The sequence below is a fragment of the Streptomyces sp. NBC_00414 genome (assembly GCF_036038375.1).
In the GTDB taxonomy this organism is placed as follows: domain Bacteria; phylum Actinomycetota; class Actinomycetes; order Streptomycetales; family Streptomycetaceae; genus Streptomyces.
The window spans coordinates 1136393-1160421 of record NZ_CP107935.1; the positions used below are offsets into that span (position 1 = coordinate 1136393).

Here is a 24029-nt window from a genome sequence, read left to right on the forward strand (position 1 = left end):
GACGGTCCCTGCCGCCGGCCCCACCCCCCTGGACGGAAACCCCTAGCCCCCGAGCAAGGACGCCTGCGGGATGTTCCGGTGGCCGCCCAGCAGTGCGCTCCCGAGCGTGGTGGCGCTGTGGTGGACACTCTGCCCGCAGCGCCGCGTCACGATGAGCCCCGAGTCGCGCAGCGCCGCGGCGTGCTGGGAGACCGACGCCGGGGAGACGACCAGCCGCCGGGCCAGATCGCTGGTCGATCCGCCCTGGTCGACGACAGCGGCCAGTACGTCGGCGCGGGTCCTCCCCAGCAGGGTGCCCAGCGCCTCCCGCGCCTCGTGACGCTTGCCGTCATCGGCCTGCGACCATCCGAGATCGTGGGCGATCGGGTAGACGACCACGGGAGGGAGGGCGGGATCGCGCAGCGTGATGGGGGCCCGCCAGCAGAAGAAGGAGGGCAGCAGGAGCAGACCGCGGCCGTCGAGACGGATGTCGCGATCGTAGGCGCTGGCCACGGACAGGACACCGGGCTGCCAGCTCAGGGCGGGATGCAGGTTGGACAGCATGCCCTCGGTGCCCCCGTCCAGGATCGCCCGCACCCGGACGGCGCGATCGGCCTCGATCGAGGTCCGCACCTGGGCCCAGTACGGCCGCAGCGCGACGTTGAAATAGCCGCGCAGGGCCGTGCCGAGAAAGCGCATCGCGTCGGAGCCCGCCTCGGCCAGCGACAGCGTTCGCGCCCCGAGGTGCCGGGCCGCGGCAAGACGAGCGATGTCGCGCCTCAGCCCCCCGCGCGAGGTGGACAGTACGGCGTCGATGCCCGTTTCGAGGCCGCCCCGATCAGGCATCGGGGTGAGGAAATCGGCTGAATACCCACGGGGCGGCGCCAGCTCGAACAGCAGCCGGGTACTGCCGGGCAGGCGGTTGCGGATGTGCCGTTTCCACGCCCCGAAGACGACCGATCCGTCGTTCCCGCCCAGCAGATGCAGGCTGAGTAACAGCTCCCACATGGGATCCGGACCGGTCGCCATCCGAATGCGGGCCATATCTACGTCCGTGAAGTGGAACTTGAGCATGGGTCCCCCGTGTGCCTTGCCTACCTGAAATCGTCCCCTCACCGGTTAAGAGCCGTCCGGCGAGACGGGAGTTGCGCGCGGGGCCGGAACCGGGCGCGCAATGGCCGAATCCGCTCGACCCGCCGTGATTGTCGGCGCCGCCCGGGTACTGGGCACACGAACATCCGGTACGGGCGACATCGACCGTTCCGCACGGTGCCGGACGGTCGGCCGCATGCCATTCTGGCGGGGGCGGGACTCGTACGCCGGTCCGTCGGCGGGAACGACCGCCCGGGCTACGAAGGGACCACCTGTGGCTGACCCTCTGAACGCGCCTGCCTCCGGCAGCGGAGAAGATCCCTCCGTCGAGCCGGAGTTGCTCGCCGGACTACTGGTGAACGAGGAACGGCCCGAGCAGCCCGTCCTCCTGGACGGCGAAGGCAAGCCCCTCGACACCTGGCGCGAGAACTACCCGTACGAGAAGAAGCTTCGCCGTCATTCCTACGAGCGGCAGAAGCGGATCCTGCAGATAGAACTCCTCAAGCTGCAGAAGTGGGTGCGGGAGACCGGCCGACGGGTCGTCGTGGTGTGCGAGGGGCGTGACGCGGCCGGCAAGGGCGGCACCATCAAGCGCTTCACCGAGCGTCTGAATCCGCGCGGTGCGCACGTGGTGGCACTGGACAAGCCCACCGAGAAGGAAGCCGGGCAGTGGTACTTCCAGCGTTACGTGCCGCATCTCCCGGGGGCCGGCGAGATCGTCTTCTTCGACCGGTCCTGGTACAACCGGGCCGGGGTCGAACGTGTCATGGGCTTCTGCACCCCGGCCGAGTACCGGCACTTCTACACACAGGCACCCATCTTCGAGAAGATGCTCACCGACGAGGGGATCCTGCTGATCAAGTTCTGGTTCTCGGTGTCGCGCGGTGAGCAGCGCACCCGGTTCGCCATCCGCCAGATCGACCCCGTCCGGCAGTGGAAACTGTCCCCCACCGACCTGGCCTCCCTCGACCTGTGGGACGCCTACACCGAGGCGAAGGTCGACATGTTCCGCGCGACGGACACGCCGTACGCGCCATGGACCGTGGTGAAGAGCAACGACAAGCGCCGTGGCCGCCTCGAAGCCATGCGTCATCTGCTGCTGTGCTGCGACTACACGGCGAAGGACAAGCAGGCCGTCGGAACGGCCGATCCGCGGATCATCGGTTCCGCCAACACCCTGCTGGAGAGCGGTGAGGTGCCGACGGACCTCTCCCCGACCCCCCTGTCCCCGCACGACGAGGGCCCCGGCCTGCACCCTTAGGCACCCCGGACTCCTGCGCCCTTCGCGAAGAGTTCTTCGCAAACAAGTCTTTGCGAAGAACTCTTTGTGGTCTAGCGTGCTCGGTATGCCTGAACCCGACGCGACACCTCAGCACCCACATGCCGACCAGGACACCGTCGTTCTCGATGCCAAGGGGCTACGGGCCCTCGCGCACCCGATCCGGGTGCAGTTGGTGGGGCTGCTGCGAAAGCACGGCCCGTCGACGGCCACCCGGCTCGCCGAACGCCTGGACGTGAACTCCGGCACCGCCAGTTACCACCTGCGCCAGCTCGAAGGCGCGGGCCTCGTGGAGGAGGACACGGAACGCGGCAACGCACGCGAGCGCTGGTGGCGGTCGGTGCACAGCAGGACGTGGTTCAACGACCGCGAGCTGGCCGAGCGGGAGCCCGAGGCGACACTGGCCTACCTGCAGTCCGTCGCCGCCCGCCACACCGCTCACACGGAGCGGGCGCTGGGCGAACTCCAGACCCTGCCCCCCGCGTGGCGGGACACGTTCGACATGAGCGACTGGGCCCTGCGGATCACCCCCGAGGAGGCTTCCGGTCTCTACGAGGAGTTGCGGGGTGTCCTCAACCGCTATCGCCGGGACACGACGGAGGCGGCGGCGTCGGCGCCCGAGGGAGCCGAACGGTTCTCCGTGATCACGCTCCTGCTGCCCGAGCCGGACAGCTCCGCGCCCTCGGCGGATCCTTCCCGGGGAGACGGGGCCACCGCCCCGGAGAGGCCGTGACGGACACCGCCGCGGACACGGACCGCTTACCCGGGAAACGCGCGTTACGGCCGTTGGCCGGAGTGCTCACCGCGATGGCGGTCTCGCTGACCGGTACGCGGATCTCGGGCATCGCGCTGCCCTGGTTCGTGCTCGTCACGACCGGGAGCGCCACCAAGACCGGACTGGTCGCGTTTTTCGAGATGACTCCCTATGTGGTGGTCAAGGCACTCACCGGGCCGCTGGTGGACAGGGTGGGCCCACGCGTCGTCTCCTGGACCACCGACCTGGCCAGCGCGACCGCCGCCGCGGCCGTTCCGGTTCTCCACGGCTCGGGGCTGCTCTCGTTTCCCGTGCTCCTCGCCCTGGTGGTGCTCATCGGCGCGGCCCGGGGCCCCGGCGACCTGGCCAAGGAGGTCATGGTGCCCGAGGCGGCCGACCGCAGCCGGGTTCCCCTGGAGCGGGCGACGGGGTTGTCCGGCGTGATCGAGAGGCTCGCCTCCACCGTGGGCCCGGCGGCCGGCGGCGCCTTGATCGGGCTGGTCGGCCCGCTGGCGGGGCTGGCGGTCAACGCGGCCTGCTTCGCCGCCGGTTCGGTGATCATCGCGCTGGTGCTGCCCCGGAACATGGGACATGCCGCCGAGGAACCCCTGTCGCCGGACAGGTCACCGCATACGAAAGAGGGCCCGGGCTACTGGCAGCGGTTCGGCGAGGGCTGGACCTTCCTGCGCGGCGACCCGCTGCTCCTCGCCCTCATCGTGATGGTCGGCACGACCAATCTCCTGGACGCCGGTTTCTCCGCGGTGCTCGTTCCCGTCTGGGCCCAGGAATCCGGAAACGGGCCGACGGCGATCGGCCTCGCAAGCAGCGTCTCAGGAGCCATGGCGATCTGCGGGAGTCTCCTGGCGGCGGCGTTCGCACACCGGTTGCGGCGCCGGGCGGTGTTCTTCGTCGGCTTCCTTCTCGCCGGGGCACCGAAATTCCTGATACTCGCCTCCGGCGCGCCGATGGGCGCCGTACTGGCCGTCTTCGCCGTGAGCGGGCTCGGCGCGGGTTTCATCAACCCGATCATCGGCGCCGTCTTCTTCGAGCGAATACCTCGCCCGCTGCTGGGCCGGGTCAACGCGCTCGGCGACTCGCTGGCCTGGTCCGGCATCCCCCTCGGCGGGCTGGTCGCGGGAGCGGCCGTGGCCGCCACCGGGCTGGTACCGGTCTTGATGGTCGGCGGGATCGCGTACTTCCTCACCACCAGCCTGACCGGACTGCGGCCGGAGTGGCGCGCCATGGATCGGCCACGCCGGGACACACGCGGGCTCACGGGAGACTGACCCGCCGTCCAGTCCGGCGGTCCGCCACGCGGCCGGTCGGTCGCCCCAGCAGGCAGCCCGCTAGTCCGGCAGCCCACGGAAGGTCGCCAGGAAAGTCTTCAACGCCCGCTGGTTGGCAGCGGTCTCCCAGTCGGCGGCCGGGGTCGTCCAGCGAACCGAGAAACCCTCCCCGCCCCCGATGAGGAATCCACGGCCGAAGGTGCGTACCCGGGTGCCCCCGGTCCTCTCGACCCACTCCATGTCCGCGGCCTCACGGCCCTGGTAGGTCGTCGCGCGGATCGCGCCCAGCCTGTCGTAGCCGGAGTCCTGTCGCAGCGAGGGCTCCACGGTGTCCCGCCATACGGCGACCGGGTCGGAGCCGACGCGTGTGCTGTAGGTGACGGCCAGGTTCCGCGGATCGCCGTCGGCGCCGAAGACGACCCGGTAGGAGCGGTCCTCGGCACGGTCGGTGCTGAGTCGCTTCCAGCCCTTGGGGAGCGCGACGGTGAAGCCTTCCGACGCCGTGAAGACGCGGAAGCCCGCCGGAAGGCCCCCTCCGCCGGAGGATGAGGACGAGGGCGAAGGTGAGGAGGGCGAAGAGGATGGGGAAGGGGATGGGGAAGGGGTAGGGGTCGATGAGGGGGACGGGGACGCGGTGGGTGACGCGGTACCGGCTGACGGCGTACTCGCCCCGTTCCCGGCTCCGGTCGGGAGAACGGGACCGGTACGCGAGGCCGTCGCGTCGGAGGCCGAGACATCCGGCCCCGAACCGTCGCCGGTCGCGGCGAGAGCGGTCACCGTCACGGCGACGACAGCGGCGACCGCGGTCCCGATGAGCGTCGCGCGTCCGAGGTTCGCTCTGCCCCGGGCCATGCTCACGAGTCGGTGCACCGAGGGCCTCGGCTGCGCGACCGTCTCCGCCACGGCCTCGGGGTCCGCACTGAGGACACGGAGGAGGGCGTCGCGGACCACCGGACCGGTGAGCCGTTCGCGGAAGTCCTTGCGGAGCAGTCCCTGCAGGATCTGCGCGAGCGGACCGGCATGCCGCGGGCTGCGCAGCGGCAGCCTCACGATCGCCTTGAGGGTCGCCTCCGGCTGGCCGCGGTCACGGAAGGGCGGCCGTCCCTCGGTCATCGTGTAGAGCAGCGCGCCCAGCGCCCACAGGTCGGCCGGCGAACCGTAGGAGTCGCCACGGGCCTGCTCCGGGGACGCGTACGCCGGCGCGCCGAGCCGTGCGGCCGCACCGGCGCCCGCCAGACCGTACCCGGACACGACCACACCGCCGTGGTCGCGTACGAACACCTGGCCGAGACTCAGCTCCCCGTGGACGAGGCCCTCACCATGCGCGGCCTCCAGCACACCCAGGACGTCGAGCCCGATTCGGGCGGCCCGCGTGTAGTCGAGCGGGCCGTACTGGTCGAGGAACTCGCCCAGGGGCATGCCGTCGATCCATTCGACGACCGTCCACAGGCTGTCGGACTCCTCGACGACGTCGATGACGCTCGCCACGCCGCCCGGACACAGCAGTCCCATGACCTCGGACGCATGGCGGATCCGGGCGACCGTCCGCCCGACCGGATCCGCCATCGGGTCGGGCATCGGATCGGGCGGGAGAGGCGTCTGCGTCAGCAGTCGCGGACGTGCGTACTCGATGTCCTCGCCGTACCAGCAGACGCAGTTCACCTCGTGGTGGACGACCTCTTGCAGCCGGTACCTTCCGGCGACCAGCTCATTTGCAGCGGCACCCGCGTTGCCCATGCCCATCCCTCGCTGAAGCCTTGCTCCCAGTCACCAGGGATACGCAGTGGGCCATGTCCTGCGTTCAACGGATCCGCGATCGCCGGTACCCGATGTGACGGCCGGGCCTTGTTCCGGTGTCGCCCTCGGAAGAGACGCGGGGCAGAGAGCGGGCGCACGAGAATGGCGGGAAAGCGGTACGTGCGACCTCCCCAGGCTCCACGTCCCGCTTTCCCGCGACATGGGGCCACTACCCCCGCTCTCCGGGCTTACTCCACACTCGATCCCGGCAACCGATCTCGTCGGATCTTCCGTTTGACCCCGAATTGCCCGCCCGCTCAAATTTCGCCGACAGCAGATGCGTAGGTCCTCGAAGAGGGGGTACATGCGGGCAAGCACCGGGTGAGGCGGACTGCATGGAATCATTGATCAAGGGCGGAGGCCTTATGGCGCCGCAGCGTGGCCGCATAGAGACCACTGTTGCTCTGGAAGGCGATTCGCTCTGCATCGCCGAGGCCCGTCATCTCGCGACCGACTTCCTGTCGCAGGCCCAGGCCGAACACGGCCTGCCGGTGACGGAACGGGCCATGGGCCTGACCCAGCTGGTGGTGAGCGAGCTGGTCACCAACGCCCTGAAGTACGCGCCGGGGCCGGTCCTGCTCGATCTGCGGATCCTCGGCGGCACGCTTGAGGTGGCCGTCTGGGACAGCGATCCGATACTGCCGGTGGCCAGGGCCGCGGATCCCGGGCGGGTGGGCCAGCACGGCCTGGAGATCGTCATGGCCATCTGCGAGGGCTTCGAGGTCCAGAGCGAGCCGGTCGGCAAACACGTCACCGCCCGCATCGGCCTGCTCGCCAAGGCCGGCGCCGAGACCCCCTGACCCGCGGGCCGCGTGCTCGCCGGCCCGTCGGCAGGCCTGTCCGTTCCGCGCCGTCGGGGCAGTTGTCACCCGGACCGGACTCGTACGCCCCGGACCGCGACCCGCGTCCCGGGGCGTACGACCGCGTTCGGCGGGTCAGTCCACGATCGTGACCCCGACCGGCACCGCTCCGGCCGTCCGCGTGAGCGCACCGCCGAAGTTGCCCTCGACCTCGGCCTTCTCCGCCGCGTTCGGATAGGGGTTCGTGCAGGCGGTTCCCGCGCTGGAGCCGGACATCAGACTCGTGCACGGGCCGGGCTTACGGTCCGGCAGACCGAGGATGTGCCCCAGCTCATGGGCCGAGATGCGGATCGTGTTGTAGCCCTGATCGACCGCCTGGCGGCCGATGTAGACGGTGCCGTTGCCCAGCGAGGTGGTCAGAGCGCGGGGCCAGCCGTTGTCCGCGAGGACCCGGATGTTGGCACGCTGCCCGGATGCCACGGGCTGCAGTTCGACGGCGGCGACGCTCTCGTTCCAGATCGCGGCGCCCCGGTCCACGGCGGACCTGAACTCCGCGGAACCGCTCGCGTCGTAGGTGACGACCCGTGCGGCGGCGACGTGGTCCGCGACCGGGGCCGGAGCGGCCATGGCCTGGCCACCCAGCAGGGAAAAGGTCACCGCCAGAACAGCGGCGAGTCCACTTGTCAGCTTACGGACGTGCATGGTCGACCTCCTTGTGGGGGGAAGGTAGTCGTGCACATGACATGACATACCCTGGCTCCCTGCCCAGCAAGGACGGACGCCAATCCGTCAATCCGGCCGCACGCGAGTGCCCTGCGCGACCGGCGCACACGCGCGCCGCACACGACAAGGGCCCGGCCCCCTCTCCGGGGACCGGGCCCAGCAGCGTGCCCGCGACGCGTCAGCCCTGGCGGGCCTTGAAGCGCGGATCCTTCTTGTTGATCACGAAGACCACGCCCCGGCGGCGCACCACCTGCGCACCGGGCCTGGACTTCAGCGAGCGCAACGACTTGCGCACCTTCATGACGGTGTTCTCCTCCCGCTCTGGTTCCGGCCGGTCGTCAGCGGGTCGTCGACGCCGACACCGACGCCGTACGGCCGTACCGCCGCTCGAACCGCTCCACACGGCCCGCGCTGTCGACGACCCGCGCGGTCCCCGTGTAGAAGGGGTGGCCGGCCGACGAGACCTCCACGTCGATCAGCGGATACGTGTTGCCGTCCTCCCACTCGATCGTCGTCGCCGAGTGCGCGGTGGAGCGGATGAGGAACGTGGCGTCCGAGGCGCGGTCGCGAAAGACGACCGGGCGGGACACGGGATGAATACCGAGCTTCATGGGGTTTCCTTCCTTGCAGCCGTACGTCGATGGGCGACGGCCTGGTTCATCGCTCCTCGCGGAAGAGGACGTGCTCCCCCGCCACCCGGTCGTACTTGCGCAGGACCAGTCGGTCGGGGTCGTTCAGACGGCTCTTCCGCGTCACATAGGTCGCACCGGTTCCGGCCGTGGACTTCAACGTCACCACCGGACGCGTACCTCTGGCAGCCATGAACTCCTCCTCTCACACCCCCGGACACCCACCTCAATTGATGGGGCCATGTCATTCACGTGCGGTACAACCGGACCCCCGGTGGATGTATTCCCCTCGTCCACGAGTGCCTGGAACAGCCACTACCGAGCCGCTACTCGGCAGACGTGAGCCGGATCAGCAGCGCACCAGGCGTACGTGGAAGCCCGACCCGAACCCCGCCTCCGTCCCAGACCACCGAGCCGATGGACGGGCACGGGGACGCGGACGCCGAAGAGGACTGCGACGGCGAGGGTGCGGGTGACGGATGCAGGATCTCCGCGGTCACCGCCCGGCCCGCCAAGTGTTCGACGGGCACCCGGATGCCGCTCTCCCCACCCCGGCGCCAGACCGACAGGTACGCCGTACGGTCACCCGGCACCCGCATGCCCAGGGCCGTCCACTCGTCCGTCCACCCCGGCAGACCCAGCGGCCAGAACGGCAGTGCCTCGGCCAGGTCCCCGCGGACCGTCTTGTAGACGGCCACCGCGGCCCGTACGAGCGCGAGTTGGTGTTCCGGCATCCGGTCCAGGTGGCCCGAGAGATGGATCCGGCCGAGCAGCGCCCCGCCGAGGGTGAAGGTGATGAGGTCGTCGTCGAAGGCGGGCTGGGGGTAGGCCCAGACGGCACCCTGCTCCGGCGGGACCGCCGTGGGTGCGGCGGCTGCGATCGGCGGGCAGCGCAGCGGGTCCTGCTGGTCGCTGGTGGACTGGAGCTGGGTGACGGCCAGCGTGGCGCCGTCCATCCGCATCCCTCCGGACGCGCAGTTCTCGATCACCAGCCCCGGGTACCGTTCGAGCACTTCGGCGAGCCAGTCCAGGTACGCCTGGGCGTGCCCCAGCAGTCCGGCGCCGGGTGAGACGTCCCCGGGGCCGCAGGTGCCCGGGTCGACCAGGATGTTGTAGTCCAGTTTGAGGTAGCCCACTCCCCAGTCGCCGACGATCCGGTCGACCGTCCTGTCGAGGTGGGCCCGGGCGGCCGGGTGCCGCAGGTCCAGCTGGTGGCGTCCCTGCTCGACCAGGCGTACACCGTCCCGCTGGAAGAAGGCTTCCGGCGGAAGCTCGGCCGCGACCGGGCTGCGTACCCCAACGACCTCGGGCTCCAGCCACAGACCCGGCACCATGCCTCGCTCGCGGATCCGGTCCAGGACGGCTTGGATCCCGCCGTCGGGGAAGCGGCGCGACGAGGGCAGCCACTCGCCGACGCTGTCCCACCAGCCCTCCGTACTGTCGTCGTACCAGCCGGAGTCGACGCAGAAGTACTCCGATCCGGCCTCGGCCGCCGCGTCGATCAGCGGGAGCAGTCTCTCCGTCGTCGGATCGCCCATCAGCGTGTTCATGTAGTCGTTGAAGACGACGGGCAGTGCGGCATGGTCGGGGTGCGGACGGCGCACGGCTCGGCGGTACGAAGTCAGGGCGCCGAAGGCGTCGTCGAGCCCGGAGCCGGGTCCTGCGCGGGGTCCTGAGCCGAGCCCGGAGCCGAGGGCGATGACTCCCGGCACGGTGGTGAACTCGGAGCCGGGCTCCAGCCGGATCCGCCACTGGTGCTCGGCGTCCGTGGGCCCGTTCAGTGCCAGGTACGTACCGTGGTGGCGTTCGCCCAGGTCCCAGCGCCAGCCTGCCGGGGACTCCACCTGCCACAACCAGGCCCGGTCGCCGTCGCGTTCGGTGAGGGCGCCCATGGGCAGGTGTCCGCCGCTGGACCAGCTGCCGCGTCCGGTCAGGGTGAGTGCGGCCCTGCTGTCGTGCTGGTGGACGTCGACACTGATGTCGGCGACGGTGTCGCTCAGCGCCTCGGTGTACCAACGGCACTCCGCCAGCCAGTCGTTGCGGGCCCGGTGGACGTCGAGCCGGTCGGGCGGCGGGAGGGCGCCGAGCAGCAGACTGCTGACGGACTGCACGACGAGCGGCTCGTGTCCGTCGTTGCGCAGCCGGACGCGGGAGCGGAGCACGGGCAGACCGATGGGCGAGGACAGCTCGACGAAGGCGGTCAACCCGGTTCCGGGGTCGTGGAGTTCGACGGTCAGGCGGGTCCAGCCGTCGTGCTCCCCGAGGGTGTGCGCGCGGTGACGCAGACGCGGGCCCAGGGCCGTGCCGGTGAAGCGCGGGCCGGACCAGCCGCTTCCGTGGCCGAGGGCGGTGAGTTCGACGAGGTGGAGAGGGGCACCGGCACCGGACGCGGAAACCGGGTCGCCGGGGCGGGCCAGCCGGACCAGCCGCAGCTCTCCGTCGGGGCCGGTGGCGAACTCCGCCTCCAGCGCCCAGTGACCCCAGGCGATCGTCCGCCCGGTGTCCACGGGGGCCGCGCCCACCACATCCACCGCACCCGCCGTGTCCGACGTATCGGTCAACGTCTCCCCCTCCCGGTGACCGCCACCGGCCGCCGACTGCCACCGACCGCTACTCACGGCGGTCCGGGTCGGTCGCGTGAATCCATGGTTACGGTCTCTTGACGAGCTTTGTGTGACCGGTCACAATCCTGGCATGAATGTGACCGGTCACACAAAGCGCTCGGTGAGCATCAGGGACGTCGCCACCGCTGCCGGGGTCTCCTACCAGACCGTCTCCCGGGTGATCAACGGACATCCCAGCGTCAAGCCGTCCACCCGGGAGCGGGTCCTCGCGGCCATCGACGAGCTGGGCTTCCGGCGCAGCTCCACCGCGCTCGCCCTGGCCAGCGGCCGCAGCCGGACCGTGACCGTGCTCACCGCCGACACCACGCACTACGGCTACGCGTCGATCCTCCAGGGCATCGAGGAGGCCGCGCGCGCCTCGTCGTACTCGGTGGGCATCGGCGTCCTCGAATCACCCGACGAAGCCGACGAGGCCGATGTCGCCGCCCAGGTGCAGCGGGCGGCGGACACCGGCGGCGGCCTGATCGTGATCGCCTACGATCCGGCGGGGGTACGGGCCCTGGGTGCCGTACCCCCGGGGCTGCCGGTCGTCGGGGTGGTGGAGACCCCGGCCCGCCCGCCGGGCGGCGACCGCCCCTGGGTGTGGACCGACGACCGCGAAGCCGCCTACGAGGCGACCCGCCATCTGCTCTCCCTCGGTCACGCGACCGTGCACTACGTCGCCATCCCCTCCAGCACCCGGCGCACCAGCGCCCGTACCTCCGGCTGGCAGCAGGCGCTGAAGGAGGCCGGAGCCCCGCGACCCCGTCCCGTGCAGGGCAGTTGGGGTCCGGCGGGCGGCCACGCGGCAGGCCTGAAGTTCGCCGGGGACCGGGCGGTCACCGCGATCCTGTGCGGCAACGACGACCTCGCGCTCGGCGTGATCCGCGCCCTGCACGAGAAGGGCCGGTCGGTGCCCGACGACGTGAGCGTGGCCGGCTTCGACGACGCCCCGCACTCCGCCTTCCTCACCCCGTCGCTGACGACCGTGCGCCTGGACTTCACCGGCCTCGGGCGGTCCGCGTTCGGCCTCCTGCACACCGTGCTGGAGGAGTCCGCGCAGGTCGGCCCGCACCCCGTCTCCGTACCGGAGTTGGTGGTGCGCGAGAGCTCGGGGCCGCCGCCGGGGCGCGGCTGATCCCCTCCGCCGACTCCACTGGAGGTCCAACCGCGTGATCACCCCCACCCGAACACCCACTCGCCTTCCCACCCGCACGAGATCCCGTATCGGGTCCCGCACCCGAACCGCCCTGCTCACCGCCGTACTTGGAGTCAGCGCCATGGCAGGCACCCTCCCCGCGTCCGGGGCCACGACCGCCGGCGAACCGCAGCGCGTAGCCGTCGACCTCGCCGCCTCCGAAGGCCCGGTGATGCGCGGTGCCAACGGAACGCTGTACGGGCTCAGCGACGACGGCGTGCCCAGTGACGCCGCGCTGGCACCCCTGAAGATCACCAGTGTCTCGCAGAAGCCTGAGGGCGGCGCCCAGCATCCCAACGGGGACGCGCTCACGGTCTCCAAGTCGTTCTTCCGCAACGGCGGCGGCGAGATCAACGTCATGATGCAGGACATCTACGCCAAGTGGCCGTACGAGGATCTCGGCATCGACGACTACCTGCCCAAGGTCGACAAGATCGTGAAGGAGGTGGCGGCGGACCCGAACAGCGAGCGGTTCGTCTACATCCCGTTCAACGAACCCGACCAGATCTGGTACGACCTCGGCACCTCCGACCAGGCGCGGTACGAGGCCGACCGCGACCGGTTCTTCAAGGACTGGAAGACGGTGTACCAGCGGATACGGGCCGCCGACCCCGATGCCAGGATCGCCGGGCCGAACGAATCCTCGTACCACACACGCCTGTTGACCGATTTTCTCGCCTTCGCGAAGCGGGAGAACGTCCTCCCCCAGATCATGACCTGGCACGAGCTGGGCTCCGGCTCGCTGCGGGACTTCCAGGGGCACTACGACACCTACCGCTCGATCGAACGTGAACTCGGCGTCGCGCCACTCAAGATCAACATCGACGAGTACGCCAACCGCCGCGACCTGTCCGTGCCCGGGCAACTCGTGCAGTGGGTCTCGATGTTCGAGCGCAACAAGGTGTACGCCAACCAGGCCTACTGGGACGCGGCCGGCAACCTCGACGGCAACGTGGTGCGCTCGAACATCCCCAACGGCGGCTGGTGGTTCTTCCGTTGGTACGCGGGGCTGACCGGCGACACAGTCAAGGTGACTCCGCCACAGGCCGACACCATCGACACCCTCCAGGGCCTGGCGTCGTACGACAGGGAGCGGCGTCAGGCGCAGGTCCTGCTCGGTGGTTCCGCCGGTGACTCCGACGTCGTGGTCGAGAACGTGTCCCGGTCCGTCTTGGGCCGCACGGTCACCGCGACCGTCGCCGAGGCGGCCTGGTCCGGCTACGAGGGGCCGCACGCGGCGCCGCGTGTGCTCACGCGGACGAAGGTCCAGGTGGCGGCCGACGGCTCGGTGAGCGTACCGCTGCGCGGCACGCACAAGATGTCCGCCTACCGGATCGTCCTGACCCCGGGCGGTTCCGGCACCCCGTCCACCGCCGTCGTCCCGTGGACCGGCTCGTACGAGGCCGAGGACGCGGCCATCACCGGCGGTCAGATCTACACGCAGGGCACGGTCGCCAACGCCAACGGCTACGCGGCCTCCGGGACGAAGGACGTCGGCTCGCTCGACTCGGCGGCCAGCAAGGTCGACTTCACGGTGACGGTCCCGAGGACGGGGACGTACGACCTGGCGATCCTGTACGGCAACCAGTCCGGGACACCCGCCACGCAGAAGCTCATCGTCGACGGCGGGGACCCGGTCACGGTCGCCTACCCCTCCACCGAGAACTGGACCTACCGCGCCAAGAAGGACCTGTCCGTAGAGCTGTCCGCAGGCACCCATGTCCTGACACTGGCCAAGGGCGACGCCGAGGTCACCCTCGACCGCGTCGACCTGACCGCCCGTACCGCCGCCGAGCCCTCCGCCTCCTACGAGGCCACGCTGGCGGACATCAGCGGGAAGCCGGCCTTCGACTACTCCTCGTCGGCCGGTGTCGGCACGGGCTCACTGGTACTGCGCCCGGGTGACGAGGCTGTCTTCGACGTCTACGCGCCGCGTGACGGCTACTTCACGGTGTTCCCGCGTGCCTCGGCGGCGGTGCAGCTCGCCCTGCACGGAGAGACGGTGACGGCGGCGCCCGACCGGCCCCTGCGGCTGTATCTCGTGGCGGGCAACAACCGTGTCCGGGCGACGGCCGACCGCTCCGCCGTCCGCTCCCTCGACGTCTCGGGCGCCGGCTCGACCGCCGGCACGCTCTCCTACGAGGGCGCCTCGGCGACCCTGGCCGGCGGGGCCAGGCTCGTCGGCTCCGCGTACGCTTCCGCCGGTTCCTACATCGGGGAATTCGGCAACAGCGCCTCCAGCACCGCCGAGTTCACGGTGGACGCCCCCAGGGCCGGCCGCCATCTCCTGGTCGTCCACTACGCGCACAACGACCGGCGCGACAACGGCCACGCCTACAACACGGACATCATGTCCCGTACGGCGGACATCACGGTGGGTACCGCCGCTCCCCTCACGGCCACTTTCAAGAACACCTGGGGCTGGGACGACTACTGGACACTCAGTGTCCCCGTGGACCTGAAGAAGGGCTCCAACAGGGTGATCTTCGCAAACGCGAGCGCCTGGGCCCCGAACATCGACCGGATCGAGCTGGGCCGGGTCGTCGGCTGAGCGCTCCGCCGACGGCGCCGCCGGAAGCCCGGTGAGTCGGCTGCGGGTGCGTCGTGGCTTGTCGCGCAGTTCCCCGCGCCCCCGAAGGGGCTCGGCCCCGCCGGAACTGATCGTGAGGGTCCTGCGAAGCAGGGTTTCGACCGAGGTCGGAGCGTTAAGGTTCGCAACATGAACGCACGGCTGGATCTTCTCCGCACGGTGGCCCCCGGTGCCACGGAAAGCGAGGTCTTCCGGCTGGCACTTCAGCACGCGATGGGAGAACTGGGCGCGCTGGGTGGAGCGATTCACCTGCGCGGGCCCATGTCCGCCCTGAGACTGGTGTCGGCGGTCGGCCTGCCGTCCGCCCTCACCCGTTCATGGGAGATCGTCGACCAGGAGGGACCGTCGGCCCCGGCCCTCGCCCTCCACCAGGGCAGTGGCGTATGGGTCCCGACGGACTCCGAAGGGCCGGCAGGGGCCGCCCGGGAAGCCGCCGCCCGGTCTTCGGCGGAGCCGAGCGGCGCCTTCCGGCCCGGCTCCGGTCTCGCCGCCCTGCCGGTCTCCAGCGAGAACCGCCGCATCGGCGCGCTCACCCTCCTGACGGGCGACCGGGGCGAACCCACCTCCGGACAGTGGGACTTCCTGCGGGCCGTCGTCGCCTGGGCCGAGGAACGCATCCTGCAGGCGCCGCTGCCGTCCGGCCCCGTACACACCGAGCTGCACGGTGAACGCCTGCGGCAGGCGCTCAAGGAGGTCAGCGTCGGATCGTGGGACTGGGACATCCGTACCGGCGACCTGATCTGGGACGAGGCGGCGCTGGAGCTCTACGGCACCATGCCCGCCGACTTCACCGGCAGGATCGAGAACTGGATGAGGATCGTCCACCCCGACGATCTGGCACCCACACTCGCGGCGGCGCAGCGGGCCATCCACGGCCACACCGTGTTCGAGGCCGAGTACCGGGTGCGGCGGCTGGACGGCTCGTACGGCTGGACCCGGGCCCGCGGCAGGGCGACGTACGACGACCGGGGCGAGGCCCTGCGGATGATCGGCGTGGGCTGGGAGAGCAACGAGTCCCGCAGCGCCCGCGACGCCCTCAGCCGGGCCCTGCGCCATATGAGCGACGGCTTCCTCTCCGTGGACGAACAGTGGCGGATCACCTTCGCCAACCTGGAGGCGGAACGCACCCTGGGCTTCTCCGAGGAGGAGTTGTTCGGGCGCGTCCTGTGGGACCTGCCCTCCGCACGGCGGATCCCCGGCCTCGAGGCCCGCTGCCGAGAAGCCGCCGCCCAGGAGAAGCCCGTCGGTTTCGACGTCCGCACACCCCACACAGGCCGCCTCTTCCACCTGCGGCTGGTCCCCGGACCCGACGGCCGCACCCTGTACTTCACCGACGTGACCGACAAGCGGCGGCAGGCCGAGGAGCGCCGGTCGGCCGAACTGGCGGCCGCCGAGCGGGCGGCCCGGATCGCCGAGCTGACCGAGGAACTCGCCAGGGCGACGACCTCACAGGACGTGGTGGACGCGGTCGCCCGCCGGGTACTGCCGCCGTTCGCCGCCACCGGGCTGCTGATGCAGGTGGTCGAGGGCGACCGGCTGCACCGGGTCGGGTCCGTCGGCTACTCGGAGGAGTTCCTGGACGTGCTCGACCGCCGCCCCCGGGGTGTCGGCGACCCGGCCTGGGACCCGATCATGTCCGGCACGCCGCTGTTCCTGTCCTCCGTGGCGGAGTTCACCGCGCACTCGCCGGACCGCGCCGGCCTGCCCGCTCAGGCCGGCAAGCAGGCCTGGGCGTTCCTGCCGCTGGCCGCGTCCGGGCACACGTTCGGCGTATGCATCGTCTCCTTCGACCGGCCGCGCCTGCTCACCGACGAGGAACGCACCCTGCTGACCACCATCAGCGCGCTCGTCGCGCAGGCCCTGGAACGAGCCCGGCTCTACGACGCCGAACACGCCCGGTCCCGCGAACTCCAGCGCAGCCTGCTCCCCCAGGGGCTTCCCGAGCTGGCCGCGTGCACGACCGCCGCCCGGTATCTTCCCGCGGGCCAGGGCATGGACGTGGGCGGCGACTGGTACGACATCATCCCGCTGTCCGGCGGCCAGGTCGCCCTGGTCGTGGGCGATGTCATGGGTCACGGCCTGCCCGAGGCGGCCACCATGGGCCGCCTGCGCACCGCCGTGCACACCCTGGCCGACCTCGAACTGCCCCCCGACGAGATCATGAGCCACCTGAACGACCTCGTCGGCGGCATGAGCGAGGAGTCGTACGCCACCTGTCTGTACGCGCTCTACGACTCCACCACCCAGACCTGCTCCATCGCCCGTGCGGGACATCCGCCGCCGGCCCTGGTCCATCCCGACGGCAGCGTCCACTTCCCGGAGCCGGCCGCCGATCCGCCGCTGGGCGCGGCGAAGCCGCCGTTCGAGACGGTCGAGATCGCGGTGCCCGAGGGAAGTCTGCTCGTGCTCTACACCGACGGCCTGGTCGAGTCGGCGAAACGGGACATCGACACGGGCATGGCCGATCTGGCCCGGCTTCTGCACACCACCCACGAGGACGGCACCGGCGCCGACCTGGAGCGCCTCTGCGACACCCTGACGGCCGGTCTGCTGCCCACCGACCAGCAGGCGGCCGACGACGCGGCGTTCCTCGTCGCCCGCCTCCATGCCCTGCCCAAGGACAGGATGGCGGCCTGGCCCCTCCCCAGGGACCCGAAGGCGGCCGGCCAGGCCCGCCACCATGTCCGCGGGCAACTGGCCGACTGGGGCCTGGACGACCTGGCACCCACCACGGAACTGCTGGTCAGCGAGCTGGTGGGCAATGTCGTACGCCATGCCAAGGGCCCTGTCCGGCTGCGGCTGCTGTACGGCGCCGAGCTGATCTGTGAGGTCTTCGACGGCAGCCTGACGATGCCCCGGATCCGCCGCGCGACGGAGAGCGACGAGGGAGGCCGCGGACTGCAGTTGGTCAGGGCGCTCTCCGAGCGCTGGGGCGTGCGCTACACACAGACGGGCAAGTGCATCTGGACCGAGCAGGTGCTGCTCGGACCGGACGGCCACGAGGACGGCACGCCTGCGGGCCAGGACCCGACACTCGACCCGGACATGTTCGCCGCGGACCTGGAGGACCTCCTGTCCGAAGACACCGCGGACACCGCGGACACCGCGGACACCGACGACGCCACCGGAGAGGCCGGAGAGGCCGGAGGCAGGGAGTCGTAGGGGGCGCGCGGGACGGCCGGGCGAGAAGGGCCGCGGCGACCACTCCGCCGCTCCGGCACCGTCGCCGCGCCGGTGCCGCGTAGGACCAGGTGCGGGGTGAGTACGACCTCGCTGGACCCGGTGCGGCCGTGGTCGAGGCGTTCGACGGCGGACGTGACCGCGTGCCTGGCCTGCTCCTCGGCGCTCTGACTGACCGTGGTCAGGTCGAAGCAGCTCAGCCGGGACAGCGTGTCGTCGTAACCGACCACCGACACCTCGCCCGAGCCTCCTTCGACCAGCACCGGCCTGCCGAGTACCTCTTCGACGACGCGCAGCCCGAGGCCCGTACGCGCGGGGCCCGTCAGATCGTCGCGGGCCCTCGACTGCCGTACTTCGCGGGCGGGGTGCCGATGGAGGCGCCGGGCATGGGCACGTCCGCCCGGGTGTCACCGGCTGAGCTTCTCGCGTGCCTCCGGGGCCGAGGCGTGCTCCCACACAGCGGGCAGCTCCCGCTCCCTGTCCGCGGCGCGGGCCTGCTCGGTGCCGTACAGCAGGCCCCACGTGAAGCCCGCCTCGCCCGCGGTCTGGGCCGCCACGGCAAGGTCCCTGAGGGCGCCCCGGGCGACCACGCTGTCCTGGTGGTCGCCGAGGACCTTCTGCACCGCCTTGACCCGCTTGCCCAGGCTCTTGGCCGGCTTGCCGAGGGCCGGACGGGCCACCTCCGTGGCGTAGCGGACCTTCTTCGCCGCCTTGCGCGCCTCGTGGAGGGCCACATCGCGCTCGGGGCCCGGCGACAGTTCCAGGGCGTCGGTCATGCGCCCGGCCAGTCGCCCGTACTCCTTGAGGACGGCCTTGGCCATGACCTTGCCGGCGGGCGCGGTGGCCTTGCCCGCCTTGCCGGTACGCAGCGGGGGCCGCTCCAGCAGCGCGGCGAGGGAGTCCAGCAGGGCCAGGTAGCGAGGTGAGCCCAGGGCGTCGAGACTGCGCAGATGGGACTCCGTACTGTCGACGACGTTCCACACCCGCAGCCGTGCGGCGACGGGACCGAGGAGCAATTCCCGCGGCAGGGCCTCGATGTCCCCGCTGAGTCGCTCCATCAGTACTTCCTGATCGCGCTCGGCGCCCAGCTCGCCGGCCAGCCACTTCAGCTCGCCGCGGATCGCGTCGGTGACACGGCGGTCGAGAACGGACCGGTAGGACCGCAGACAGCTGCGCAGGCGGCGGCAGGCGACACGCATCCTGTGCACCGAGTCGGGCCGGTTGCGGCGCACGGCCGGGTCCAGGGCGGTCAGGGCACGGACCTGCTCCCGCACGTAGGCGAGGACCTGCGCGCCGGCCTGAGCGGGGTCCGGGGCGGCGGACTCGTCGGGTGCGCCGGCCGTGGCGGGCGCGGTCTCGTCCAGTGCCCGGGCCAGCTTGGACGGGGAGTGCGCCCTTGCGATCCCCTTCTTGCGCAGCTTCTTCTCCACTGCGTCGAGGAGGGCGGGATCGGCGTCCTCGGCCAGTTCCACCTCCATCTCGTTCCACGCGGCGCTCCTGCCCTCCGCGCGCAGGGACTCCGCGCGGACCGTGTCGACGCACACCTCGGCACGCATCGTGCCGTCGGCGTCGACGAGGTGGCGCACCTCGCGCGTCGAGCGGATACGGACCACCGGGGTCAGCTCCGCGCCGCGGGTACGGGACTTGGTCAGGTCGAGCAGCGCGTCCGGGACTGTGTCGGTGAGGGCGGACCGGATCTCCTCCCGGCTGTCGCCCGACAGCGGCAGCTTGAGGTGCCACCCGGCGTCGGCGCCACCGGTCCTGCGGCGCAGCGTGACCGAGGAGCCGGACAGGCGGAGATCGTCGGTGTCGTAGTAGACCGCGTCCAGTTCCTCGGGGCTTCGGTCGACGACCGCCGCGACACCCTCCACACGCTCCAACCCGGGCAGCCAGGAGGTGCCCGCGGACGAAGGGACTTCGTACTTTCGTTCTGTCTCTCGTATCGACTGGACCATGTAGTACCGGTAGACACAATCCGCCGAACGAAACACGAACTTGGACGTTGTCGGGCTTTCCGGGTGAGCGGGAGCGGTGGCGCAGGCCGCCACGGGTGCGTCATCCAGGGGCCGTTGCTCCGGTGCGGACGCCGTTGGCCCCGCGCGGCACGTCACCCCCGTACGGGCTGTGGACCCGGCGTGCCGTGCCGGTTCACCATGCGTGGAGGGGGCGCGCCGACCGGCGGGGCTCCGCGTGCCGTGCGGGAGGGTACTCATGGCCGAGGAGCGGGCGGCACCGGCGGCGGCACCTCGATCGCGGCCCTCCATGCCGTGGCGCGTACTGATCGTGTTCGCGGTCGCCGTCGGCCTCTTCTGGTTCGTCTTCCACGGGGCTCCGATCAGCCGTTCCTACGACCGTCCCACGCACGCCGTGCGGGCCATGCTGACCACCGCTCTCGTCGTCCCGGTGGTCCTGGTCGCGTGGCGGGTGACGGACCGCCGCCCCTGGGCCGAGCTGGGCCTGCCCGCGCCACGGGTGGCGGGACGGCATCTGCTGCTGGGGCTGGTCTATTGGGCGGCGCCCGCCGCGGTCGGCTTCGGGCTCTGCCTGGGACTCGGCTGGGTCGAGGTCACGCCACGGACCTCCGTCGCGGAGATCGTCGGAGTGACGGCTCTCCTCGTCGTGCTGGTCTTCCTCTACGAGGCGCTGCCCGAGGAACTCGTCTTCCGGGGCTACCTGCAGCGCAACCTCCTGGCCGCGCTGCCCCGTTGGCAGGCGGTCGCCGCACAGGCCGTGCTCTTCGCCCTCTTCGGTTTTCTGCTCAGGGTGGCCGTCACCCCGGACCGGCTCCTCGTCTTCTTCGCGTTCGCGCTCGTACTGGGGGTCTTCCGTGTCGCCACCGGCGACATCGCGGCCGGTATCGGATTCCATCTCGCCTTCCAGACCGTCGCGCAGCTCTTCGACAGCGAGGGCGCGGTCTTCGAGGTGTCAGGACAGGCCACCCTCGGAGTGCTCGCCCTGGGCGGTCTGCCCTTCACCGTGGGCTGGCTGGCCATGACACAGTTCCGCGGCGAACGCCCGGACTGGAACACTCCGCAGGGTTGGAGGCAGGTCTGAGGCCCGTCCCGTAACCGATCTTCGCCATGCCCGCGGTGCGGTCAGCGATGATCCGCTCGGCCGCCGACTTCCAGACACCGCGGAACCGGGCGAGTTGGCGCATCGTCAGGTGCGCGCCAGTTCAGGTGCGCGCGCCAGTACGGCCCAGGGGACCCGCTCCGGTGGCCGGAACCGGCTTTCCCCGGCGTTGTCGGAGGCATCGGGCAGACTGCGCCGTACGACCTCGGTGACCGCGCACGACTACGCCTGGATCCGAGGACGGTGAGCTCCGTACGACGTTCGAGGGCCCCTCGTCGCGCTACGGCAGCACCCCCGACGAACTGATCCCCCTGCTGCGCGAGGTCGGCTTCCCGCTGACCTCCGAGGGAGCGCACGACGAGAGCGCCCCGGACGTCGACCGGAAGGCGGCCGTCCTCGCCCTGGCCGAGAGACTCACCGGCATACGCGTCACCGAATCCCTCCTCCAGGACGCTGCCTACGAGCTGGGGCTCGTCCCCGAACAGCCCGCCGAGGAGTGGACCGGCGTGGTCACAGACATCACCGATGCCCACAGGGAGCGCTTCCACAGGGAATGGACCTACGAGGAGACAGCGGCGGCATCGGAGCGCGCACGGGCGGAGGCGAACGCACCGGTCGTCGTCACCTACAACGACCCGCCGACCGTGGATCGCTCGGAGGTCCGTTCGAAACACGAGACAGGCGAGGAGCGAGCGAGCGCGGGGAGGGTACCCCCGAGCGGGCGCGGAGCGAGCGCACCCGAGCGAGCGCGAATGGGCGCCCCGGTGTACTCGCCGCCGCGCTCAGCCGAACTTCCGCATGCCTTCGGCGAACGCGAGCGCCTCGGTGTGCCCGAACAGTCCGGGGAGACCGCCGGTGTGGACGAAGACGGTCCTGTCACCCGGGGCGATCTCGCCCCGCCGGGCCGCCGCGATGAGTCCGGCCATGGCCCGCCCGGTGTACGTGGGATCGAGGAGGACCCCCTCCAGCCCGGCGGTGAGGGTCATCGCCTCCTCGACGGTTTCGGCGAGGCTCGCGTAGCCGCTGCCGATGTGGTCGCGGTCGACGCGCAGATCGGCGGCGCGGACATCCGGCGCATGCGGGGCGGTGAACGCCTCGACCCGTTGGCGGGCGTCGTCCACGGCCCCCACCTCGACACCGAGGGTGCGCTCCGCACCCAGGCTGGCGACGAGACCGGCCATCGTGGCCCCGGACCCCAGCGCGACAACCGCGGTGCGCAGGCCGGGTACTTGGGTCACGAGTTCCTCGCCGCATCGCACGTAGCCGCGGGCCGACAGCGCGCTGGACCCACCGAACGGGAGGAGAGCGGGGCGCGCCCCTTCGGAACGCAGCCGGTCGCACACCCGTGAGGCGGCGTCCGCGAGCGCCGCCTGTCCCGTCACGCCGCTGAAGACGATCTCGGCGCCGAGGAACGCGTCCAGGGTGAGGTTGCCGGACCGGGCCGTCCCCCGTTCGCCCGGGAACACCAGTACGGCGCGCAGGCCGAGGCGTGCGGCGGCAGCGGCGGTGAGCCGGGCGTGGTTGCTCTGCGGAGCGCCGGTGGTGACGAGTGTGTCGGCGTCGTTCGCGAGCGCTTCGGCGACCGTCCATTCCAGCTTGCGGATCTTGTTCCCACCGCCACCGAGACCGGTGAGGTCGTCCCTCTTGACGAGCAGGTCGTCGCGGCCGAGACCGAGGGCGGCGGCCAGCCGGGGCATCGGCTCCACCGGTGTGGGCCAGGTGCCGAGCGAGAGCGGAATGATCGGTTCGGACATACCTGCGACTCCTGGAGGTCGACGTGCCGGGCTGCACGGTCCGTACGGGCTGAGCGGGCTGAGCGGGCTAGACGGTCTGGCCGGCCTGGCCGGTCTGCGTGACCGCTGGTCAGCCCCATAACAGCCTGATGAGCGCCGTGACGGCCACTCCGGCGACGATCGCGAGCAGCATCGGCGCACGCCACAGCCGTACGGCCGCCACCGTGGCGAGTCCGATCAGCAGGGCTCCGTCCAGCCCCGTCCACCGCGGGCCCGCCACGTCGACGACGAGCAGTCCGGCGAGGAGCACCGGTGCGAGCAGAGCGATGACGCCGCGCGCCGCCGTGGGAAGTTGCCGGTCGCCGAGCACCGCGGGCCCGGTCGCCTTGAAGGTGAAACTGATCAGCGCGACGCAGAGGATGGCCCACCACAGGTTCACGATCCGCTCGCCTCCTCCGTGGCGCGCGGAACGAGACCGGTACGCAGCCCGAGCAGGGCCGCCGCGCTCGCCCCCAGCAGCGCGAGACCGGCCGGCACCCAGATCACCAGCACCCCGGCGAGGCAGCCGCCCAGCGCCGCCGCGATGCGTGCCGCCCGCGATCCCCGCAGTTCGTCCAGCAGGAGCAGCAGGAAGAAGGCCGGGAAGACGAGATCGAGGCCGAGTGGCTCCACCAGGCTCTCCGGCGGGGCCACGACGACGCCCAGCGCGGTTCCCGCCACCCAGGCGGGCCACTGCACGGCGGTCGCGCCGAACAGTTTGTAGCGGTCGAACCGGCCACCGCCCAGATGCGCGGCGACCCAGGAACCGTCCACGACGGCCTGTCCCTCCAGCGCCCGGCGGATCCGGCCACCGCGCAGGTCCTTGGCCACGGCCACGCCCATCGGGACGAAGCGGCCGTTGATCAGCGCGGCCGCGGCGATGGCCGTCGGTACGCCCCCGCCGCCGGCCAGTGCGGTGGCGAGCGCGAACTGCGCCGACCCGGAGAACACGACAAGGGAGCAGACGATGGGGGCGAGGACTCCCCAGCCCTCCGTGCGGGCGAACGCTCCGAAGGTGACGGCCAGGACGAAAGCGGCCGCTGCCAGGCCCGTGCCCACCTTGAGGCCCGCGACGAAGCCCTGCCGGCGGGAGTCCCCGGCCACCCCCTGAGCCGCCGGGCCCTCGCCCGCCGGGCCCTGGGCCGCCAAGCCCTGGGCTGTCGATCCCTTGGCCGTCGGGCCCTCGGACGTCGGCCCCTCGGCTTGCGGAGATATCCGGTCCATACATCCGAGGCTAACAGTCATCAGACGCTATGAGTATTAGCATGACGTCAT

Annotated in this window: 18 protein-coding genes and 3 pseudogenes; 9 read left to right on the plus strand and 12 right to left on the minus strand. The window is 71.2% G+C overall.

Going from position 1 to position 24029, the window contains the following annotated elements; translation table 11 throughout:
- Positions 1 to 147: 147 nt before the first annotated feature.
- Positions 148 to 1053 (minus strand): annotated as a pseudogene (locus tag OHS59_RS04975) (winged helix-turn-helix domain-containing protein); the annotation flags it as partial.
- A 292-nt stretch (positions 1054 to 1345) separates the two neighbouring features.
- Between OHS59_RS04975 and ppk2 the strand changes: the two are divergent.
- The 3 genes from ppk2 to OHS59_RS04990 all read left to right on the plus strand — a co-directional run bounded on the left by ppk2 (position 1346) and on the right by OHS59_RS04990 (position 4390).
- Positions 1346 to 2332, plus strand: a complete 987-nt coding sequence (ppk2, locus tag OHS59_RS04980; protein WP_443061382.1) for a polyphosphate kinase 2 — start codon at positions 1346 to 1348, stop codon at positions 2330 to 2332.
- A gap of 85 nt (positions 2333 to 2417) precedes the next feature.
- Positions 2418 to 3083 (plus strand): ArsR/SmtB family transcription factor, encoded by a 666-nt coding sequence (locus OHS59_RS04985; protein ID WP_328492171.1) that lies wholly within the window; start codon positions 2418 to 2420, stop codon positions 3081 to 3083.
- Positions 3080 to 4390, plus strand: a complete 1311-nt coding sequence (locus OHS59_RS04990; protein WP_328492172.1) for an MFS transporter — start codon at positions 3080 to 3082, stop codon at positions 4388 to 4390. The genes OHS59_RS04985 and OHS59_RS04990 overlap by 4 nt, the downstream gene beginning before the upstream one ends.
- Before the next feature lie 60 nt (positions 4391 to 4450).
- On the opposite strand, the gene OHS59_RS04995 is transcribed toward OHS59_RS04990, so the two are convergent.
- Complete coding sequence (locus OHS59_RS04995; protein ID WP_328492173.1) at positions 4451 to 6127, minus strand: serine/threonine protein kinase; 1677 nt, start codon at positions 6125 to 6127, stop codon at positions 4451 to 4453.
- Positions 6128 to 6522: 395 nt separating this feature from the next.
- Here OHS59_RS04995 and OHS59_RS05000 point away from each other — a divergent pair, with 395 nt between their 5' ends.
- Positions 6523 to 6987 (plus strand): ATP-binding protein, encoded by a 465-nt coding sequence (locus tag OHS59_RS05000; protein WP_328492174.1) that lies wholly within the window; start codon positions 6523 to 6525, stop codon positions 6985 to 6987.
- A gap of 135 nt (positions 6988 to 7122) precedes the next feature.
- On the opposite strand, the gene OHS59_RS05005 is transcribed toward OHS59_RS05000, so the two are convergent.
- The 5 genes from OHS59_RS05005 to OHS59_RS05025 form a co-directional block, all read right to left on the minus strand.
- A complete protein-coding gene (locus tag OHS59_RS05005) occupies positions 7123 to 7689 on the minus strand; it encodes a snapalysin family zinc-dependent metalloprotease (protein ID WP_328492175.1) in 567 nt (188 codons plus the stop codon).
- Positions 7690 to 7888: 199 nt separating this feature from the next.
- Positions 7889 to 8011 (minus strand): type B 50S ribosomal protein L36, encoded by a 123-nt coding sequence (gene ykgO / locus OHS59_RS05010; RefSeq protein WP_266801006.1) that lies wholly within the window; start codon positions 8009 to 8011, stop codon positions 7889 to 7891.
- Positions 8012 to 8048: 37 nt separating this feature from the next.
- Positions 8049 to 8321, minus strand: a complete 273-nt coding sequence (locus OHS59_RS05015; protein ID WP_328492176.1) for a type B 50S ribosomal protein L31 — start codon at positions 8319 to 8321, stop codon at positions 8049 to 8051.
- 46 nt (positions 8322 to 8367) lie between these two features.
- Positions 8368 to 8532 carry a 50S ribosomal protein L33 gene (gene rpmG, locus OHS59_RS05020; RefSeq protein WP_107014951.1) on the minus strand — a complete coding sequence of 55 codons (165 nt, stop codon included), beginning with the start codon at positions 8530 to 8532 and terminating at the stop codon, positions 8368 to 8370.
- Between the two features lie 133 nt (positions 8533 to 8665).
- A complete protein-coding gene (locus OHS59_RS05025) occupies positions 8666 to 10864 on the minus strand; it encodes a glycoside hydrolase family 36 protein (RefSeq protein ID WP_443061612.1) in 2199 nt (732 codons plus the stop codon).
- 169 nt (positions 10865 to 11033) lie between these two features.
- Here OHS59_RS05025 and OHS59_RS05030 point away from each other — a divergent pair, with 169 nt between their 5' ends.
- From OHS59_RS05030 to OHS59_RS05040, 3 genes are all read left to right on the plus strand, one after another.
- Positions 11034 to 12080 (plus strand): LacI family DNA-binding transcriptional regulator, encoded by a 1047-nt coding sequence (locus tag OHS59_RS05030; protein WP_328492177.1) that lies wholly within the window; start codon positions 11034 to 11036, stop codon positions 12078 to 12080.
- A gap of 142 nt (positions 12081 to 12222) precedes the next feature.
- Positions 12223 to 14691 carry a CBM35 domain-containing protein gene (locus OHS59_RS05035; RefSeq protein ID WP_328492178.1) on the plus strand — a complete coding sequence of 823 codons (2469 nt, stop codon included), beginning with the start codon at positions 12223 to 12225 and terminating at the stop codon, positions 14689 to 14691.
- A 168-nt stretch (positions 14692 to 14859) separates the two neighbouring features.
- Positions 14860 to 17892, plus strand: coding sequence for a SpoIIE family protein phosphatase (locus OHS59_RS05040; protein ID WP_328492179.1), 3033 nt, complete (start codon positions 14860 to 14862; stop codon positions 17890 to 17892).
- 83 nt (positions 17893 to 17975) lie between these two features.
- Here the strand turns inward: OHS59_RS05040 and OHS59_RS05045 are convergent.
- Positions 17976 to 18173: pseudogene (locus OHS59_RS05045) on the minus strand (substrate-binding domain-containing protein); the annotation flags it as partial.
- Positions 18174 to 18317: 144 nt separating this feature from the next.
- Positions 18318 to 19865: a CYTH and CHAD domain-containing protein gene (locus OHS59_RS05050; RefSeq protein WP_328492180.1), complete on the minus strand. Its 1548-nt coding sequence runs from the start codon at positions 19863 to 19865 to the stop codon at positions 18318 to 18320.
- Positions 19866 to 20121: 256 nt separating this feature from the next.
- Here OHS59_RS05050 and OHS59_RS05055 point away from each other — a divergent pair, with 256 nt between their 5' ends.
- Entirely contained in the window at positions 20122 to 20964 is an 843-nt protein-coding gene (locus OHS59_RS05055) for a CPBP family intramembrane glutamic endopeptidase (RefSeq protein WP_328492181.1), read from the plus strand.
- 254 nt (positions 20965 to 21218) lie between these two features.
- Positions 21219 to 21608, plus strand: a pseudogene (locus OHS59_RS05060) (DUF6461 domain-containing protein); the annotation flags it as partial.
- A gap of 156 nt (positions 21609 to 21764) precedes the next feature.
- Here OHS59_RS05060 and OHS59_RS05065 read toward each other — a convergent pair.
- The 3 genes from OHS59_RS05065 to OHS59_RS05075 form a co-directional block, all read right to left on the minus strand.
- Positions 21765 to 22736 carry a pyridoxal-phosphate dependent enzyme gene (locus OHS59_RS05065; protein WP_328492182.1) on the minus strand — a complete coding sequence of 324 codons (972 nt, stop codon included), beginning with the start codon at positions 22734 to 22736 and terminating at the stop codon, positions 21765 to 21767.
- Between the two features lie 109 nt (positions 22737 to 22845).
- Positions 22846 to 23154, minus strand: coding sequence for an AzlD domain-containing protein (locus OHS59_RS05070; protein ID WP_328492183.1), 309 nt, complete (start codon positions 23152 to 23154; stop codon positions 22846 to 22848).
- On the minus strand, positions 23151 to 23978 hold the full coding sequence (locus OHS59_RS05075; protein WP_328492184.1) for an AzlC family ABC transporter permease: 828 nt from the start codon (positions 23976 to 23978) through the stop codon (positions 23151 to 23153). Before OHS59_RS05075 ends, OHS59_RS05070 begins: the two co-directional genes overlap by 4 nt.
- Positions 23979 to 24029: the final 51 nt, after the last annotated feature.